Source organism: Klebsiella aerogenes KCTC 2190, from assembly GCF_000215745.1.
Lineage (GTDB): Bacteria > Pseudomonadota > Gammaproteobacteria > Enterobacterales > Enterobacteriaceae > Klebsiella > Klebsiella aerogenes.
The window spans coordinates 4,654,176-4,670,245 of sequence record NC_015663.1 but is presented as its reverse complement, the minus strand read 5'-3'; the positions used below and the strand labels follow the sequence as shown (position 1 = coordinate 4,670,245).

At 51.5% G+C, this 16,070-nt stretch carries 19 protein-coding genes and 1 pseudogene; 8 read left to right on the top strand and 12 right to left on the bottom strand.

Going from position 1 to position 16,070, the window contains the following annotated elements; all coding sequences use genetic code 11:
- Nucleotides 1-177: 177 nt before the first annotated feature.
- Nucleotides 178-588 (top strand): Spy/CpxP family protein refolding chaperone, encoded by a 411-nt coding sequence (locus EAE_RS22070; RefSeq protein ID WP_015366126.1) that lies wholly within the window; start codon nt 178-180, stop codon nt 586-588.
- A 75-nt stretch (nt 589-663) separates the two neighbouring features.
- Complete coding sequence (locus tag EAE_RS22065) at nt 664-1,092, top strand: glycine zipper 2TM domain-containing protein (RefSeq protein ID WP_015705797.1); 429 nt, start codon at nt 664-666, stop codon at nt 1,090-1,092.
- A gap of 43 nt (nt 1,093-1,135) precedes the next feature.
- Here the strand turns inward: EAE_RS22065 and EAE_RS22060 are convergent.
- Both EAE_RS22060 and EAE_RS22055 read right to left on the bottom strand, forming a co-directional pair.
- Nucleotides 1,136-2,909: pseudogene (locus EAE_RS22060) on the bottom strand (diguanylate cyclase).
- A 74-nt stretch (nt 2,910-2,983) separates the two neighbouring features.
- Nucleotides 2,984-4,171, bottom strand: coding sequence for an HD-GYP domain-containing protein (locus EAE_RS22055; RefSeq protein WP_015705796.1), 1,188 nt, complete (start codon nt 4,169-4,171; stop codon nt 2,984-2,986).
- Nucleotides 4,172-5,090: 919 nt separating this feature from the next.
- Between EAE_RS22055 and lpxP the strand changes: the two genes are divergently transcribed.
- The 3 genes from lpxP to EAE_RS22040 all read left to right on the top strand — a co-directional run bounded on the left by lpxP (nt 5,091) and on the right by EAE_RS22040 (nt 7,113).
- Nucleotides 5,091-6,005, top strand: coding sequence for a kdo(2)-lipid IV(A) palmitoleoyltransferase (gene lpxP, locus EAE_RS22050; RefSeq protein WP_015366130.1), 915 nt, complete (start codon nt 5,091-5,093; stop codon nt 6,003-6,005).
- Between the two features lie 91 nt (nt 6,006-6,096).
- Complete coding sequence (gene leuE / locus EAE_RS22045; protein WP_015705795.1) at nt 6,097-6,735, top strand: leucine efflux protein LeuE; 639 nt, start codon at nt 6,097-6,099, stop codon at nt 6,733-6,735.
- A gap of 114 nt (nt 6,736-6,849) precedes the next feature.
- Complete coding sequence (locus EAE_RS22040; RefSeq protein WP_015366132.1) at nt 6,850-7,113, top strand: DUF2534 family protein; 264 nt, start codon at nt 6,850-6,852, stop codon at nt 7,111-7,113.
- A gap of 47 nt (nt 7,114-7,160) precedes the next feature.
- On the opposite strand, the gene EAE_RS22035 is transcribed toward EAE_RS22040, so the two are convergent.
- From EAE_RS22035 to EAE_RS22020, 4 genes are all read right to left on the bottom strand, one after another.
- Complete coding sequence (locus EAE_RS22035) at nt 7,161-7,283, bottom strand: hypothetical protein (protein ID WP_015366133.1); 123 nt, start codon at nt 7,281-7,283, stop codon at nt 7,161-7,163.
- A 133-nt stretch (nt 7,284-7,416) separates the two neighbouring features.
- Nucleotides 7,417-7,491 (bottom strand): protein YoaJ, encoded by a 75-nt coding sequence (yoaJ, locus tag EAE_RS22030; protein ID WP_100279139.1) that lies wholly within the window; start codon nt 7,489-7,491, stop codon nt 7,417-7,419.
- Nucleotides 7,491-7,592 carry a YoaK family small membrane protein gene (locus EAE_RS22025; RefSeq protein WP_015705794.1) on the bottom strand — a complete coding sequence of 34 codons (102 nt, stop codon included), beginning with the start codon at nt 7,590-7,592 and terminating at the stop codon, nt 7,491-7,493. Before EAE_RS22025 ends, yoaJ begins: the two co-directional genes overlap by 1 nt.
- Nucleotides 7,593-7,639: 47 nt before the next feature.
- Nucleotides 7,640-8,662, bottom strand: a complete 1,023-nt coding sequence (locus EAE_RS22020) for a sensor domain-containing diguanylate cyclase (RefSeq protein WP_015705793.1) — start codon at nt 8,660-8,662, stop codon at nt 7,640-7,642.
- Nucleotides 8,663-8,955: 293 nt separating this feature from the next.
- On the opposite strand from EAE_RS22020, the gene EAE_RS22015 reads away from it, so the two are divergent.
- On the top strand, nt 8,956-9,204 hold the full coding sequence (locus tag EAE_RS22015) for a putative hemolysin (protein WP_015366135.1): 249 nt from the start codon (nt 8,956-8,958) through the stop codon (nt 9,202-9,204).
- 10 nt (nt 9,205-9,214) lie between these two features.
- Here EAE_RS22015 and EAE_RS22010 read toward each other — a convergent pair whose 3' ends face one another.
- Nucleotides 9,215-9,562, bottom strand: coding sequence for a DUF488 domain-containing protein (locus tag EAE_RS22010; RefSeq protein ID WP_015705791.1), 348 nt, complete (start codon nt 9,560-9,562; stop codon nt 9,215-9,217).
- 140 nt (nt 9,563-9,702) lie between these two features.
- Here EAE_RS22010 and EAE_RS22005 point away from each other — a divergent pair, with 140 nt between their 5' ends.
- Nucleotides 9,703-10,395: a CTP synthase C-terminal region-related (seleno)protein gene (locus EAE_RS22005; protein ID WP_015705790.1), complete on the top strand. Its 693-nt coding sequence runs from the start codon at nt 9,703-9,705 to the stop codon at nt 10,393-10,395.
- 33 nt (nt 10,396-10,428) lie between these two features.
- Here EAE_RS22005 and EAE_RS22000 read toward each other — a convergent pair whose 3' ends face one another.
- On the bottom strand, nt 10,429-11,610 hold the full coding sequence (locus EAE_RS22000; protein WP_015366138.1) for a CynX/NimT family MFS transporter: 1,182 nt from the start codon (nt 11,608-11,610) through the stop codon (nt 10,429-10,431).
- A 97-nt stretch (nt 11,611-11,707) separates the two neighbouring features.
- On the opposite strand from EAE_RS22000, the gene EAE_RS21995 reads away from it, so the two are divergent.
- A complete protein-coding gene (locus tag EAE_RS21995; protein ID WP_161798783.1) occupies nt 11,708-12,502 on the top strand; it encodes an AraC family transcriptional regulator in 795 nt (264 codons plus the stop codon).
- Here the strand turns inward: EAE_RS21995 and EAE_RS21990 are convergent.
- The 4 genes from EAE_RS21990 to ymcF all read right to left on the bottom strand — a co-directional run bounded on the left by EAE_RS21990 (nt 12,486) and on the right by ymcF (nt 15,541).
- The gene (locus EAE_RS21990) at nt 12,486-12,932 is read right to left on the bottom strand and encodes a DUF441 domain-containing protein (RefSeq protein WP_015705789.1); all 447 of its coding nucleotides are present in this window, start codon (nt 12,930-12,932) and stop codon (nt 12,486-12,488) included. The genes EAE_RS21995 and EAE_RS21990 overlap by 17 nt on opposite strands.
- A 136-nt stretch (nt 12,933-13,068) precedes the next feature.
- Entirely contained in the window at nt 13,069-13,569 is a 501-nt protein-coding gene (locus EAE_RS21985; protein ID WP_015705788.1) for a YbaK/prolyl-tRNA synthetase associated domain-containing protein, read from the bottom strand.
- A gap of 60 nt (nt 13,570-13,629) precedes the next feature.
- Nucleotides 13,630-15,120, bottom strand: a complete 1,491-nt coding sequence (gene dgcJ / locus EAE_RS21980) for a diguanylate cyclase DgcJ (protein ID WP_015705787.1) — start codon at nt 15,118-15,120, stop codon at nt 13,630-13,632.
- Nucleotides 15,121-15,325: 205 nt separating this feature from the next.
- On the bottom strand, nt 15,326-15,541 hold the full coding sequence (gene ymcF, locus EAE_RS21975; RefSeq protein ID WP_041165555.1) for a cold shock small protein YmcF: 216 nt from the start codon (nt 15,539-15,541) through the stop codon (nt 15,326-15,328).
- Nucleotides 15,542-16,070 lie beyond the last annotated feature (529 nt).

Genomic DNA, 16,070 nt, shown 5'->3' with positions numbered 1-16,070 from the left:
TTTAGCAATAAGTGTAGTTAAAAAAAGATCCGCTGCTGACATCCCGGCTATTTTATCTATTAAATAAAATCTATTGTAAATTTGTTCAGATTTAAATTTAACGCTTAGTTACAGATGGATCATATTCCGGAGGTAATAATCCGCACTCTTTATAAAGCGTATTAAGGACAATTTATCGTGAATACTTTCTTGCGTAACACCCTGGCCGCCGTAGTGATGACTGCGGGTCTTTCCGTTGCCGCTCAGGCCGCGACGACAGCCGAAGTGCCGCCGTTATCCCAGGACCCAGTGGTGCAACATCTCAAGCTGAGCAACGATCAGGTCAGCAAAATTCAGGCCCTGCGTCAGGAGCTGGAAACAAACCTCAAAAATATCAAAATTGGTGGTTACCAGGATGGTGCTCTGGTGGATGTGATTCAGTCCGGTAAATGGGACGATGCGAAAGTAAAACAGCAGCTAGCCGCTTTTGCGCAATTGGATCAGCAGACGCGTTATTACCGCGTGAAGTATTACTTCGGCATTAATCAGGTGCTGACGGCTGAACAACGTGAGCAGGTAAAAAAAGATCTGCAGCAGGCTCTCAACTAAGCAATGTCCTAATGCTCCGCTGTCCGGCGGAGCATTGATAGTGACTTTCCTCAATGAAAAGACAAGGGTGTCATCATGAAGAAGTTTCTCTTTATTGCGCTGGGAATGGCCGCGTTGTTTAGCCAGGCTGGCGTCGCCGGGACTAAAACGTTGGTTGATTATGGCGTCGTACAGGAAAGCCATATTATTAGCACTCCGCATCAGCGCCAGCCGCTTCGTACGCTCGCGGCAGGAACGCTGGGCGGCGTGGTCGGCCATCAGTTCGGCAACGGAAAAGGCCAGACGGCGATGACCGCCGCAGGCGCTCTGGCCGGAGCTGGCGCCTCTCGCTATCACCAGGATCGGCAGCAGGGCGCTCAGCAGGTTGAACTGTTAATCAAAACCAGTAGCGGTCAAGTGATACAGGTGCTACAGGGATACGACGGTCGGCTTATCTTCAACAAGGGAGATAAGGTGCGCATCCTGACGTCGGGAAATGATACCCGGGTGGACAAATCGGTGTAATGTGCCAAACGGGAGCCGATACACTCCCGTTTGGGGTGACATGTTATGCCGATTTCAGCATATCAAAGCGGATAATTCGCGAGCGTCCCAGCTCTTTCGCTCGATACAACGCGGCATCTGCGGCACGTAGCAGGCTGTCGCTTTGCGCGTGTTGCGGATAGCTGGCAATACCGATAGACACATTCACCTGGCCTATATCCGTCAGCCCGCAGCGTAAAGTCATACTTCTCACATTATTGTAAATTTCAGTCGCGCAGGCTTCTGCGCTGGCCTCATCGCTGCCGGAAAGCAGCACCAAAAACTCTTCGCCGCCATAGCGGAATGCCATGCCAAGATCGCGTACCGCGCGCTGGATGATCGCCGCGACGTTTTTAATCACCAGATCGCCCGCCTCATGGCCGTAATTATCGTTAACCGCCTTAAAGTGATCGATATCGATCATCAGGCAGCTCAGCGGGCTGTTGTTGCGCACCGCCAGATTCATCTGCGTATGCAGCGCTTCCTCAAGATGATGGCGCGGTCAGAGAATCAAACAACGCTTTTTCCAGCAGAGCATTGCGCAGACGCTGGTTGGATAGCGCCAGGCCCGACGCTTCCGCCATGAGTTCAAGATAAGCGCGAGAGGGGGCTGTCTCACTAGTGACATTACGAAAAGAGAGCAGGCCAATGGCTTCACCCTGCGCGATAAGTGGAACGCACAATGATTGCTCGTTGCATTCTTGCGGCAGATGATAGCAGGCGATGTCCGGTTCGCCGTTAACCGGCGGATGGCTCAGGCCTCGACGTACTGCCCAGCACTTATCGGGATAAAACACGGCCGCCTCGTCCGGCGGCGAAAGCCACTGCGCGACGCAGCGCATTTGCCAGGGATCGGTATCAAGAATATACAGTCGGCCAGGAACGTCCGGCGCGATATTGGGGGCGAAAAGTTCAGCGACCTTCACCACATCCTCAAATGATTCACATCCCTGCAAGCGTTGAGTCATTCGCGCCAGCAGTTCACGAACGGCCCAGTCGGCATCGCGTTGTTGTTCAAGACGCTGGCGGGCAAGGCCATTTTCGCGAAAGATACGGATCGCCTGCGCCATATCGCCGATTTCATCAATCTGTTTGAAGTGCGGTGGTTCGACGGCATAATCCTGCGATGCCAGACGCTGTACCACATCGCTGAGTCGTACCACAGGGGTGAGCACCCGGCGTTTGAGAATAAAGCCGAGAACAAATAAAAACATCAAGGCGGTCAGGCCAACCATCGCTTCCGAAAGCGTCCGCCAGAGGCGTGATTTTTCAGTCGCTTGCTGCATGGCGTTGTTTGTTCGTCCTTCCAGCAGCAGGCGGAAATGATCGATTTGCGTTTGCACCCGCTCCAGCTCCTGCTCATAAGGCTTACCGTAAACCTGCAAAATCGCCTCTTTCTCTTCGCCACGAGCGACGCGATCGATGACGGCCTGCTGTTCATCTTGTAATTCATCGGCAATACGCAGACCATCGTGCAACAGCGCCAGCTCCTGCTGGCTGGCGCCAACATCTTTTAGTTTAAGCAATCGGTTTTCAATTGATTCGAGCGTTTGGACCTGCTGACGATACTGTTGCAGCGTCTCCGGTTGTTTTTCGATGACATACAGTCGCACGAGATCCGAAAGCTCCCACGCGTCGCGTTCTACCTCATCGGCGAGACGAACGAACGTATCCCGTTGTTGTACAGCCTGGCGTTCAGCGCGATCGGCGCCGGAAGCGATTAGCATCGCCATACCGGATGCAATGGTCAGCCCTACGGTGATCCCGTAGGCCCAGTTAGTCATGGTGGCGATTCTCACCGGGTATTTCCTTGCAGGCAGATGAACGAGAAATGGGTATTTTTATTATAGAGCCCCGTAGCCAACCGGAAGGTTCAGACGCGCGGTATGCGGGTGACGAGGTGATGTAGCGCCTGGGCATGCTGGCGCAATACAAGATACACATCGTTATCCAGAGCGCCATTTATAACATCAGCTTCTATAAGTTGTAACGCCTCCTGATATGGCATACCGAGCCGATACGGGCGATCCTCAACGAGCGCGGTAAAGATATCCGCAACGGCGATAATTCTGTCCGGAAGGTGTAAATAACGATGATTTAAATTCAGCGGGTAGCCGCTGCCATCGAGTTTCTCATGATGGTTAGCGGCCCAATCTATGATTTCCGCCAGATCGGTGAAATCTCGTAATATTTCACCGGTCATATAGCTATGCTCGCGGATCAATTGTGCTTCGTCATCGCTAAGTTCAGCCTGTTTTTCGAGGATCGCCAGTGGAATATATATTTTGCCGATATCATGCAAATAGCCGGCAATTTCAATTTTGCGGCACACCGGCGGCGGCAGATGCATATAGACGGCGAGGGCATAAGAAATTTCGCCAACCATGATGCTGTGGCTGGCGGTGAAACTACTGTAGGTATCGACAATTTTGGCGATCAACAAACAAATATCTTTTAGACCATCGATGTCAATATATACGTCATTAATCGGCCCGACGATCTCCAGCAACCGCTGAATATGCTCTGCTTGCATATGGCGCCAGAAGGTAGGGTGTTGCGCCAATTCACATAGTCTATCGCAAAGTGGAGGATCGATGTCGCGATAGTCAGCGACAAAGCGGGCGATGAGAGCACTTTGTTGGTCCGGGGCAACGACGCCTTGCGAAGGGAGTAGACGCTCAAAACAGTCCGCGAAATAGACGATATGCTGCTCCAGATTGCCTTTGCGGCTTGGGCTGAAGTGGTGATCGCCAATAATAGGGCTGATAGGGGTAAAAGTATCCAGCCCGGCAAGCATCTGTACGCCACGGATTTGGTGCGGGTCATAAAGGTTGTCTATCGCGTTTAGCGAATCAATGCGCCGCTTATCGCCAAGCACGCCGATATCATGTAGCAGCGCAGCCAGAAAGATGGTTTTTTGTTGCGACGCAGGAAGATCCAACGCCAGCGATAATTTGTAGCTTATCAGCGCCGTGCGCTGTAGATGCAGATCCAGCCTTGGGTTGATGGCGTTAATGACGCGCGTGACCAGCATTAAAGCCGACTTTAAGGCAATACGCATTTTTCTCTCCGTCCATGCAATCCGCTGTTGCCGTTAATCCTGTGGCGCCGGCAAGCACGATCAAATCCCCCTGGCGCCTGACAGGTGAATCGACGCCAGACTCAAACGCCACCCACTTATGTGAACAACTCATTTTAGCTCACATAGTCGCTTTCATTGTGGTAATAGCGTGATGAATCTCTTCACAGTTTGATTCATATCTACCTGTGATGAGAAGTGATTGCTTTTACATCACCTTTCGCGGCGCTGTAAGGGCGGGTTGGAGCATGTGCAAATCGGCTCTCATGTTCTGTTCGCCTCTATTTGGCGAGGCGGCATTGGTCATGGAGTTTTATTGCCTGAAAAGGGCGAAAAATAACAGTAATGGGACAATTTTATATTGTTGCAAACGTGACTATTAGTCTCAATTATATACTTTTGTCAGTATTCATCAGTAAGTATAAATAATCCTGTTCTTATTTATATTTTACAATAACTAAAATTATAATTAGTCAGTGCATCCTGCAAATATTATTATCTGCAGTGATGATTTTTAGTGAATGCATTCGATATTTGAATGTTTGTTGGCCGTTTGAGTTCGGGCTGTGATGTGCGGGAGGCGGCGTCAGCAGTGGCCTGCGTGAAGTTGTGTTTGTAAAATCGCCAGATAGCAGTTTAAGTTCATTCCTATATCGGAAAAAATCATTAGCGCGAAAATGATTATCAGCGTAAATATGAATGAACGGACTTCATTTTTACTTTACATTTTGTAACATCTGTGTGTCTATTATGTATTTTAGCGTTAAGTGTAATTTTTTCTTGCTGCCGTGAATTTACCAGGATTACTATTGTCTTACTCGTTGTATCGCCTAATGACGGATGAAGGGACTCGTTTTTTCCTTAAGCGTTACCCTATATTTTAATGTTTACAGGAAAAACCATGTCTTGCGCCTTTAAAAAAAATCTACTGCTTCCCCGCTATTGGGTGACCTGGTTTGGCCTGGCCATTCTTTGGTTAATCGTCCAACTACCTTATCCCGTTTTACATACGCTCGGCACCAGCGCAGGGCGACTATCGCGTCGCTTCCTGAAGCGTCGGGAACACATCGCCCGGCGTAACATTGAGCTGTGCTTCCCGGAAATGTCCAGCGCAGCTCGTGAAAAGCTGCTGGAAGAGAACTTTATGTCCCTCGGCATGGGGCTTATCGAAACGGGTATGGCGTGGTTCTGGAGCGATGAACGCGTTAAGAAGTGGTTTGACGTCGAAGGCATCGCCAATCTGAACAATGCGCTCAGCGCCGATAAAGGCGTGATGGTTGTTGGCATCCACTTTATGTCACTGGAGCTGGGCGGCCGAGCAATGGGCTTGTGTCGTCCGATGATGGCGACGTATCGCCCGCACAATAGCCCGCTTATGGAGTGGGTGCAGACTCGCGCTCGTCTGCGCTCGAATAAAGCAATGATCGACCGCCGTAATCTTTCCGGGCTGGTGCATGCGCTGAAATCCGGTGAGGCGGTGTGGTTTGCGCCGGATCAGGATTACGGCCCGAAGGGCAGCGTATTTGCGCCGTTTTTCTCGGTTCCACAGGCGGCGACGACTAATGGTACTTGGGTGCTGTCGCGCCTCTCCGGTTCAAAAATGCTGAGTATCAGTATGGTGCGCAAGCTGGATCGAAAAGGTTACAGCCTGCACATCAGTGAAGTGATGAATGATTACCCCGGCGAAGATAAACAGATTGCCGCCAGTTATATCAACAAGGTCATCGAACGAGAAATCCTGCGTGCACCAGAGCAATACCTGTGGGTGCATCGCCGGTTCAAAACCCGCCCGCTTGGCGAAACCTCGGTATATTAGTACAACACTTGCGCTCCACGCTTTCAAAATGACCGCAGTTGCGTTAACGTGAGCCGGATCATACTTTTTGTTGAAAGCGAAGGAGTGCAGCGTGTTCGCTGAGTTTGGTGTTTTGAATTATCTGACCTACCTGGTCGGGGCTATTTTTATCATTCTCGTACCAGGTCCCAATACTTTTTTTGTACTGAAAACCGGTATCGCGCACGGCGTTAAGAAAGGATACCTTGCCGCCGCTGGCGTGTTTATCGGCGATGCGGTTCTGATGTTCCTGGCTTTTGCTGGCGTTGCGACGCTTATCAAAACGACACCGGTGCTGTTTAATATTGTGCGCTATCTTGGCGCGATTTATCTGCTTTGGCTGGGCGCCAAAATGCTCTACTCGGTATTTAAACAGCGCGAGGGGCATGATGCCGCCGATGCTGAGCCGGGTAGCGCCATCCTCAAACGCTCGTTAACCCTGAGCCTGACTAACCCGAAAGCGATTCTTTTCTATGTCTCTTTTTTCGTCCAGTTCATTGACGTTAATGCGACATCTCCGGGCATCGCGTTCTTTATCCTGGCGCTGACACTGGAGATCATTAGCTTTGTCTATATGAGCTTCCTTATCCTTTCTGGCTCGTTTGTGACGCGCTATGTGAAAACCAAAAAGAAACTGGCGAAATTGGGCAACAGCCTTATCGGTCTGGTCTTTGTGGGTTTTGCCGCCCGCCTGGCGACGCTGCAGTCCTGATCCCGGAAACGATCTGCCAGCGATAATCGCTGTGTTGTAACAAAAACCCTTCAATTTTTATTGCATTGGTGTTACATATACAGCCGATTATCGCTCACAGAGAAGGGAACCCGGATGATTCTGCAAAAAATCCTCAGTAATAAAAACGGCAAGAAGTTTCTGTTGTCGATGGCGACAGTTTTTGCCATTGCGCTTGCCGTCGTGGGCCGCGCAACGTTCGGTGGCGTGGTGAGCGAGTACAACATGCCGTACTCGGAGTGGACAACCTCGATGTTCTTCCTGCAGGGGGCGATGGTGATGGTTTACAGTACCGTGTTCACCGTGTTATTTGCTATCCCGCTGGGCTTTCTGTTTTTAGGTTCTGACCGTCAGGACTAAATGCAAAAAGGCGAACTCTTGTTCGCCTTTTTGAATGATCCTATCTGTCACCAGCCACGATCATGATGATGGTGGTGGTGGTGTCGATGATGATAACCATCATCCACGATACATCCCGATAACAGCGTGCACAGCGCAATAATCAACGGTAACACCATCGGTTTTTTCATTACTCACTTCTCCAGTTAATGCCCGCTTTGCTGCATAAACACAGCGAAGCGGCTGATGAAATGAGTGTATCGTCTTAACTTATTGAGTAGATAAGACAACTCCGCAATACCGGGGCGGCGGGAAAATTTGAGATTACCACCAGCCCAATTCGGTGCCGGCGACCACCACGATGGCGACAATAATCATAATGATGGTTGTCTTTTTCATCATGCCCCCCCTGGCGCCGCATAGCCGCCAACAAAAAACCAGCCCAGAAAGACCACGGCGACAATGAAAATCACCACCGGAAAAAGAATACCCAATTTCATGCTTAGTTCCTGTCTCTTAACGTAATGTTATCTATCATACTGGAAAGTTATGCTTTCTGGTCGATATCGAAAATGGTCAGCATGCGGCGTGCGTTTTTGTCGTGGTACATAGCCTCATCCGCTGCGCGTAGCGCCTGTTCAACGTCCATATTCTGCGGATCGACATTGATGACCCCAAAGCTGGCGCCAGGGTATTCTATACCGTATCCGGCCAGGCGGTAACGCCCGGTAAGCTGCTGGCGCAGGTGGGCAATAAACGCTTCCTGCTCAGGGGATTCAAGTGCCGGGCCAATGATTAAAAACTCATCGCCGCCGAGGCGGCCAACGGTATCTTCGTTACGTACGTTGGCACTTAATCGTTCACCTATCTGGATGAGAAAACTGTCGCCGCAGGGGTGGCCCAGTTTATCGTTAATTGCTTTAAAATCGTCGAGGTCAATAAAAATAAGCAGGAGCCTGCACTGCTGGGCGCGAGCTTGGGTAAAGAGCGTTTTAAGATGTCTAAACAACGCGCGGCGGTTGGCCAGACCGGTCAGTTCATCGGTATTGGAGTGCATCTCCAGCGCCGCATTTGCGCTACGCAGTTGCTGAACCAGCGTCTCTTTCTCCACGTAATGGGAGATCAGGCCGGCGAACAATGTCATTACCTGCTCGCCTTCCAGATTATAGGGCTGTTTGACGCGGCTGGTGGCGCACAACGTACCATATAACGAACCATCGGCAAGATGGACGGGAATACTAAAGAACGTGGCGATGCCGAGTTCCTGTGCGGCGGTGCAGGACCGCCAGCGTTGGCCAACCTCGTTGCAAAATATACAGTTATCATCGATTGCGCGTTTGCAAAGCGACTCGTCCCAGGGAACGGAAAAACCTTCCGGGATCTGCATTTCGCTGCTGTTGTGGGCATACATGACTAACTGGCGCTGCGCTTCTAAATCAATCCGCGTCAGGTATGTGGACTCCATACGAGTCACCAGTTCCAGCATTTCCAGCAGTTGTCGCACCAACGTTTCGAGCGTTCGTTCGGTAGCAAGCGTCTGTGAGACGCGGGCAAGAATGAAGTCTGACATGAATGAAACGGCCCCCGGAGGTTAGCGCAGTACTGCGAGCTGGCGCAGCGAACAGCTAATAACAAACATATTTATAACGAATGTATCACATTTAGCAGGGGGATATCTGCTATCGCGACGGTAAAAAAAAAGCCCCATCGGGGGCGATGGGGCAAAACTCATTGATTATGGAATGATCTGTTCTCTGGTCAATTCGAGAACGAGCGCTACTCTAAAGGGCAAAAGTGTAGTTAAAATGGAGAAACCGTGGAGATTCAGGGCGAAAGGTCGCTTTGAATAAAACAGGAGTAATTATGAAGTGGATAGTAATGATGTTGCCGCTGATGCTAGCGGGCTGCGCTCAGTCACAACAGCCTGATGCGCCGCCGCCGCCAAATTCGATCGGCATGGCCAATCCGGCCGCCGTCTATTGCGACCAGAAGGGCGGTAAGCAGGTTCCGGTCCAGACACCTCAGGGCGTGCGCACCGACTGTAAACTTCCCAGTGGCGAAACGCTCGATGAATGGGAACTGTGGCGGCGCGATCATCCGGCGAAGAAATAATTCGCCGCCGTTAGATTAAGCTTTTCAGCCACTCCGCCAGCACCAGCGCATGGTTTTGTTGCGTATCTTTGGCCGCGTAGAGCAGCGTTAAGGGTTGCTGATTGGCCAATTTGGCGAGCCGTAGCCCTTCATCGCGATGGGTTTCAAGCTCTTCGCGGTACTGCTGGCGGAAGTGAGAGAAGTCAATCGCTTCTCCGTGAAGAGCCTTGCGTAAATCGCTGGAAGGCGTCAGGGTTTTACACCATTCGTCATAATGCAAATCCTCTTTTTTTATTCCGCGTGGCCACAGGCGATCGACCAGCACGCGGTAACCATCGCTGGCCTCTGTAGGGTCATAAACGCGTTTACATTGAATCATCATTATTCTCCCCTCGTTATGTCTATCTGGCGGCTTGCCCGTGCAGCGTGCCGCTAAATAACCATTGTGTTCCGCGAATGATATCGCTAATCTGAGGTTCCTTGTGTTGCCCGATAATCCTCAGACATAAGGATCCTGCTATGAACACCCCTTTGCGCATTGCCCTTGTTGGCGATTATAACCCTGATGTGATTGCCCATAAGGCGATTCCGCTGGCTATCGATGACGCTGCCGCGGTTCTGGAACAACCGGTGAGTTATGACTGGATAGCCACCAGCGAGATTACCAGCGCAGACCGGCTCACCGATTATGACGCCATCTGGGTGGTTCCCGCCAGCCCGTATAAAAACGCCGAGGGCGCATTTATCGCCATTCGCTACGTCCGCGAAAATAGCATTCCGTTCCTCGGTACCTGCGGCGGCTTCCAGCACGCGATTATCGAATACGCCCGTAATGTTATGGGATGGCAGGATGCGGCGCACGCCGAAACCGATAGCGAAGGGCGAATGGTCATTGCGCCATTAAGCTGTTCGCTGGTGGAAAAATCAGACGCTATCGAGCTGCGCGCGAACACGCTGATTGCCCGCGCTTATGGCCGTGACAGCATTGAAGAGGGATATCATTGTAACTACGGCATTGCCGAAAGCTTTGCCCATGAACTGGAGCAGGGCGCGCTGCGGGTGACCGGTTGGGATGAGAACGGCGAGATCCGCGCCGTGGAGTTAACTACCCATCCGTTCTTCGTCGCCACGCTGTTCCAGCACGAGCGCAACGCGCTGGAAGGGCGTCCGGCGCCGCTGGTACAGGCTTTCCTGCACGCGGCCCGGCAATAAAAAATCGGCAGCCCTGGCTGCCGACTCTTGTGATTAATGAATTTCGCGCGCCCTTCCGGCAAGGGCGCCGAACAGCGCCATGACCACTGCGATGAGTGCGACGATGATTAACGGTATATGCCAGTCGCCGTAAGCATCATGGATTTTACCGATGAGCGGCGGTCCGCAGGCAGCCAGCAGATAACCAATAGTCTGCGCCATGCCGGAGAGGGCCGCGGCCTGATGCGCTGAGCTGGCGCGTAGACCAATAAACGTCAGGCCAAGGATCATGGTGGCGCCGGATCCGAAGCCAAAAATCAATGTCCAGATCACCGCCTGACCGGGCAGTAACCATAATCCCAGCGTGCTTACTACGCACATTAAGGCTACCAGAACGGCGATGCCGCGCTGATCTTTCAGGCGATGGAGTACCAGCGGGATGGCCAGGCCCGGTGCGGCGGTTGCCAACTGCAACAGGCCATGCAGAGAGCCAGCCTGCGCTTCGCTGTAGCCCATACTCTGCAGGATTGCGGGCAGCCAACCGACGATAACGTAATAGACCAGTGAGTTAATCCCAAGGAACAGCGTGACCTGCCACGCCAGCGCTGAACGCCAGATCCCCCGATTGTGCGCGGCACCCGATCCGGTCATCGGCGTGGTAGCCTGGCGGCGCGCCTGCGGCAGCCAGAGTAATAGCGCCAACAGCGGGAAAACCATCAGTAGCAGCAGTGCGCCGCGCCAGCCAAAACCCGCCAGCGCCAGCGGCACCACCATCGCGGAACCTGCCGCCGCCGCTGCGCCCATGGTAATGGAGTAGGCGCCGGTCATACGGGCGACATGGCCGGAAAAATCACGCTTAATTAACCCTGGCAGCAGCACGTTGCCCAGCGCGATTCCGCAGCCAATGAGCGCCGTACCAATATACAGCCAGGCTGCTGAGGGGAGCGAACGTAATCCGATCCCGAGGCAAATAATCACCATCGCCAGCAGCAGGCTACGCTCTATGCCGAATCGGCGGGCGACGCCGGCCGCCAGCGGAGAGACCAGCCCGAAGGCCAGCAGCGGCAGGGTCGTGAGCAGCCCGGTTTGCGCCGTCGTCAGTTGGTATTCAGCGCGTATCGCATCCAGCAGTGGGGCGATACCGGTGAAAGTTACCCGTAGCGTGGCGGCGATAAATAAAATTCCGACAATCAGCAGCAGTTTGTTGCCGTTGGCAGAGGAAGAAACAGGACTCATAACGTTCTCAGACTAATAAACAGGGTCGTAACAATAGCCTGTTTAACGGTTGTTTGAATCAAGCTAAAATGACAGATTATCGCTAATATCGGACAATTTGATGATTGGACTGGGTTTAGACGGCTATGAACCAGACAGCGGACATGAAGCGGCGCTGGCGTTTCGCATTCAGGTGGTGGACGACGAGCAGTTCATTCCGCGCCATCAGCACCGCAAAGGTCAACTGATCCTCGCGTTACACGGCGCTTTAACCTGCGAAGTGGATAACGCCATGTGGATGGTGCCGCCGCTGTATGCGGTTTGGGTTCCAGGCCTGCTTCCACACAGCAATCGCGCAACGCCAGGGGCACAGGTGTGCTTTTTGTTCATAGAACCGGGGGCGGCGCCGATGCCTGAGCATTGCTGCACGTTAAAAATCTCACCCCTGGTGCGAGAGTTGATTATGACCCTTGCGGAACGCGGCAGGGAGGCGCTTGACGCGCCGCCTACGCAGCGCCTGGTGCAGGTATTATTTGATGAGCTACCGCAACAACCGCAAGAACATCTGCAATTGCCGGTTTCAGGACATCCGAAGATCCGCCGGATGGCCGACACCATGGCCCGCGATCCGGCACACTGGCAGACGCTCTCGCAGTGGGCGGCGGCGTTCGCTATGAGCGAACGCAACCTGGCGCGGCTGGTGGTGCGGGAGACCGGGCTTAGCTTTCGCCGCTGGCGGCACCAGCTTCAGCTGATCCTGGCGCTGCAGATGCTGGTGCGCGGACAGACGGTACAGCAAACCGCCCAGACGCTCGGTTACGATTCAACAACCGCCTTTATCACCATGTTCAAAAAAGGGTTAGGGCAAACGCCGGGCCGCTACCACGCCAGTTTGGCTAAGCCTTTCCGATAAAAAGCGAAATAATACCGGCGGCGATAAGCGGCCCGACCGGGACGCCGCGAAATAGCGCCACGCCCAGCACGGTACCCACCAGCAGCCCGGCGACCAGTTGAGGCTGCGAACCCATGAGCGCGACTCCGCGTCCGCCAAGCCACGAGACGAATACGCCCACGGCAATCGCCAGCAGTGACTTCCAGTTGACGAAAGAGTGAATCAGCGTCGAGGGCGGTAACGTTCCGCTGGCGATGGGAGCCATCACGCCGATGGTCAGAATGATGATACCGATGCTCAGCCCCTGCTTTTCAATCCAGGGGAAGAAAACGTTAAGCGGTGTCACCCGTACGATGATGAGCACCAGTATTGAGATAGCGACAGTGGTGTTATGGCTGATAAAGCCGAGTGCCGCCAGCACCAGCAAAATAAACAGGGTTGTATCGAACATGCCAGAGGTCCTTGCCAAAATAAAAAAGAAAACCTGCTTACTCTACGCATAATCGCGTGAATAAACAGGCTTTTAATTTATTTGCTGCAAATAAGGCTACCAGCGCCGCCCGCGAACCTTGTCGCATACCGACGATCTAAATGACGCGACGGAACGCGACCAGCTCAGGGCGGGCGATACGCAGATAATCGTCGGTATTCATAATGATCGATTTTTCCAGCAGGCCGGCATTAAAGGCTATCTCTGTAAAACGTTCGAACAGCAACGGGTCGGCGACCAGTTTTAGCTTAGGGTGGAAGCTAAACGGCGGAATGGCGCCGAATACGCAGGCGGTAAGGGCATCGACTTCTGCCGGGCTGGCGAGTGAGGCTTTATTGCCGCCGATATGCTGCGCCAGGCGAGATAAATCGGCCTGCTGATCGGCGGCAAGGATAGCCAGCACGTGCTGGTTTACCCCATTACCTTTCACTTTACAGACCAGCGCTTTGGCGCCCTGTCCCAGCGCGGTACCGCGGATTGCAGATACGGCTTCACATTTACCAACGGCTTCATGTTCCATGACCCGATAGCGGGCCTGTTGCTCATCAAGGAGGCGGCATAACCGCTGGTGTATGTCGGCTGTCTCTGGCGATTGCATGCTGCGATGGTTCCTCTACAGAAAAGGCAAAGCTTAACCCCGCACGGCGGTAATGAAAACTTATCTACGAATGTCGGGGCTTTTTTTCTGCTTTTTGTTCATATACAGGCGCGCATCGGCAGCTTTCATTGCTTCGCTGAGCGACTGTTCTGGCGCGAGATGTTCCGCGCCCCAGGAAAAATCGACGCGCTGTTGATGGTCATGAATCGTCAGATATTGCCGGATCCTCGCCGGGATATTTTCCGCTTCACTTTCCGGATAATCGATCAGAATTAGAAAGAACTCATCGCCTCCTAAGCGCACGCCATAATCGCTGCTACGAATGGATGCGGAAATAGCCTGCGCCAGTAGAATAATCGCTTCGTCGCCGGCGTTATGCCCCCAGGTATCGTTGATCTTTTTCAGTCCATCGCAGTCAAGGGCCATCGTTACCACGTTAACCCCTTGCGCGGTAAGTCGTTGCAGGCGCGACTCCAGCATCGTGGTAAGGATTTTACGATTATAAAGGCCGGTCATGGTATCGCTGATATTCTCTTTCGATACCGAGTTATAAAGGCGGAAATGAACCCGCACCAGATGCAGTAATGCGGCGGTAGAGAGTAAATAAAACAGGAAGAGTTTCCATGAACTAAGCAGAAAATACATAACATCCAGAGACAGCGTTATCCGTAAGTTTTCTGCTACCTGATGGGTGTAATGGGCGTAATTCAACAGGTGCGTTTTACTATGATGTACCTCAATGAGTGCGCCGGTATCGGAATCCTTCAAGGTAATATCCAGATAGCGCCACACCAAAGGTCGGTCGCGGGTGTATAACAAGGCCTCAATCTCTGGCGCGGTCACATCGACCATCACTACGCCTTTCAGCTTATCCTTGAAATACACTGGCGTTAAAAACGATAAAATATTCTTTCCCGTCATCGCATCAACATACACGGTCGAGATGAGCGAACGACCCTGTTCTAAACCATCAAGGCTGGCCTGGCTAATACCCAGTTTACTGTCCTGAAGAAAATTCCAGTTCTGTATCGGATTACTTTTAATTCTGACGGGCGCATAAAAGTAGATGTATTTATTTACCAGGTCTATGTAATAGCGAAAGCGTTTTTCTGATTTAAGCGTCGCGGGAACCTCTGGCTGCCAGCTATCATTTTTGGCAACCGCGCGATCGAATGCCTGGAGTGCAGGAATATCTCCACGCCACTTGCCGCAGTCGGCATGCGCGGCGCTTAGCGTGCCATGCAACTGGGGATAGGTATATCCGGCGATATTCAAACCACTGACATCCCCGTTGTGTTGTACGCTATTGCAGACCTGTTCTACCTCTGTTTGGTTTGGGGGAGTATCCAGCTTACGCAGAAACTGAGAGATGATGAGTTGATTCTGATACTTATCATAGAGAAAGGTCGATTCTCCTTTTTCTATGATGTATCGCATATAGCCTGACATATCGCGGTGGGTAGCGATTAATTCGTATACAAGAAAAGAAGACGTCAACACCACAACGCCTGCGGAAATAACATGTCGCAGTAATTTATTCTGTAATTTCATGATGTTTGGATTCGTCTTACCCGTTTAGCTGATTTTATCATAGTGGATAAACAGGCTACCAGAGCGTGGGTGAACGAACGGCTGGTCAGATTAACTATGCTGACAGGTAGTGTAGGTGTGGAGAACGAGGCAGGGCAGACTAACTAAAATGCGGCACTCTTCATGACGCGTGTCTGAAGAGTGCGCAGGACTGGCCAAAGGCCACTCATGAGGCGGCGGAGGCAAACATTTTGCTTCCGGCGAGTTGTGACATGACAGGCTGATAAACATCGATAGATTCGATATTGTCAAAAGTCACCATGTCGGATTTGCAAAAAATGCATTTCGCGCCGAAGGGGTTTTTTTCGCTCACGTCAAAATGTGAGGTTCTGTATTGTGACCCATGGCAGCACGGGCATCGGAAATGAATATTGTTAATCATAATTTTATCCTTTTATATTATTATGTTTTTTTACATTTTGTCACTTACCCACAGATGAATATGTAAATTTCTGGTGGGCTGAACTGCAAAACGGAAAAATATTTTGCGTTACTACTAAAAATAGCATAGCTGACAGATTATGTTATCAATTTATGCCATTTTGTGTTGATTTGAATGAGATGCTTCTTATTTATCTACTCAGGTCAAAGCCGTCATCGTTATCGTAAATCAGAAGTTCGCATCAAATTTAGCCGGCGTTTAACCGTTTTACTAAGTCATTACTCTTATTAGTCATCTTCTATCCAGGTTTTTTAATGTATCAAAGCATACAGGATTTGATTTGCAGAAGAATCTTAATACTATTGGAGAGACTCAGGAAAGGTGGTATCAGCGATAGCGCCTGGAGGTGTGAGTAACTGCTTGGGTAATATCTTTCTGTCTTTCAAATCGACGTAGCCATTAACGCATAGTAGAAAAAATAGTGCAAGATTTATTTTAGCCGTCCAGAGACCCAATGCGTAAAGGATTA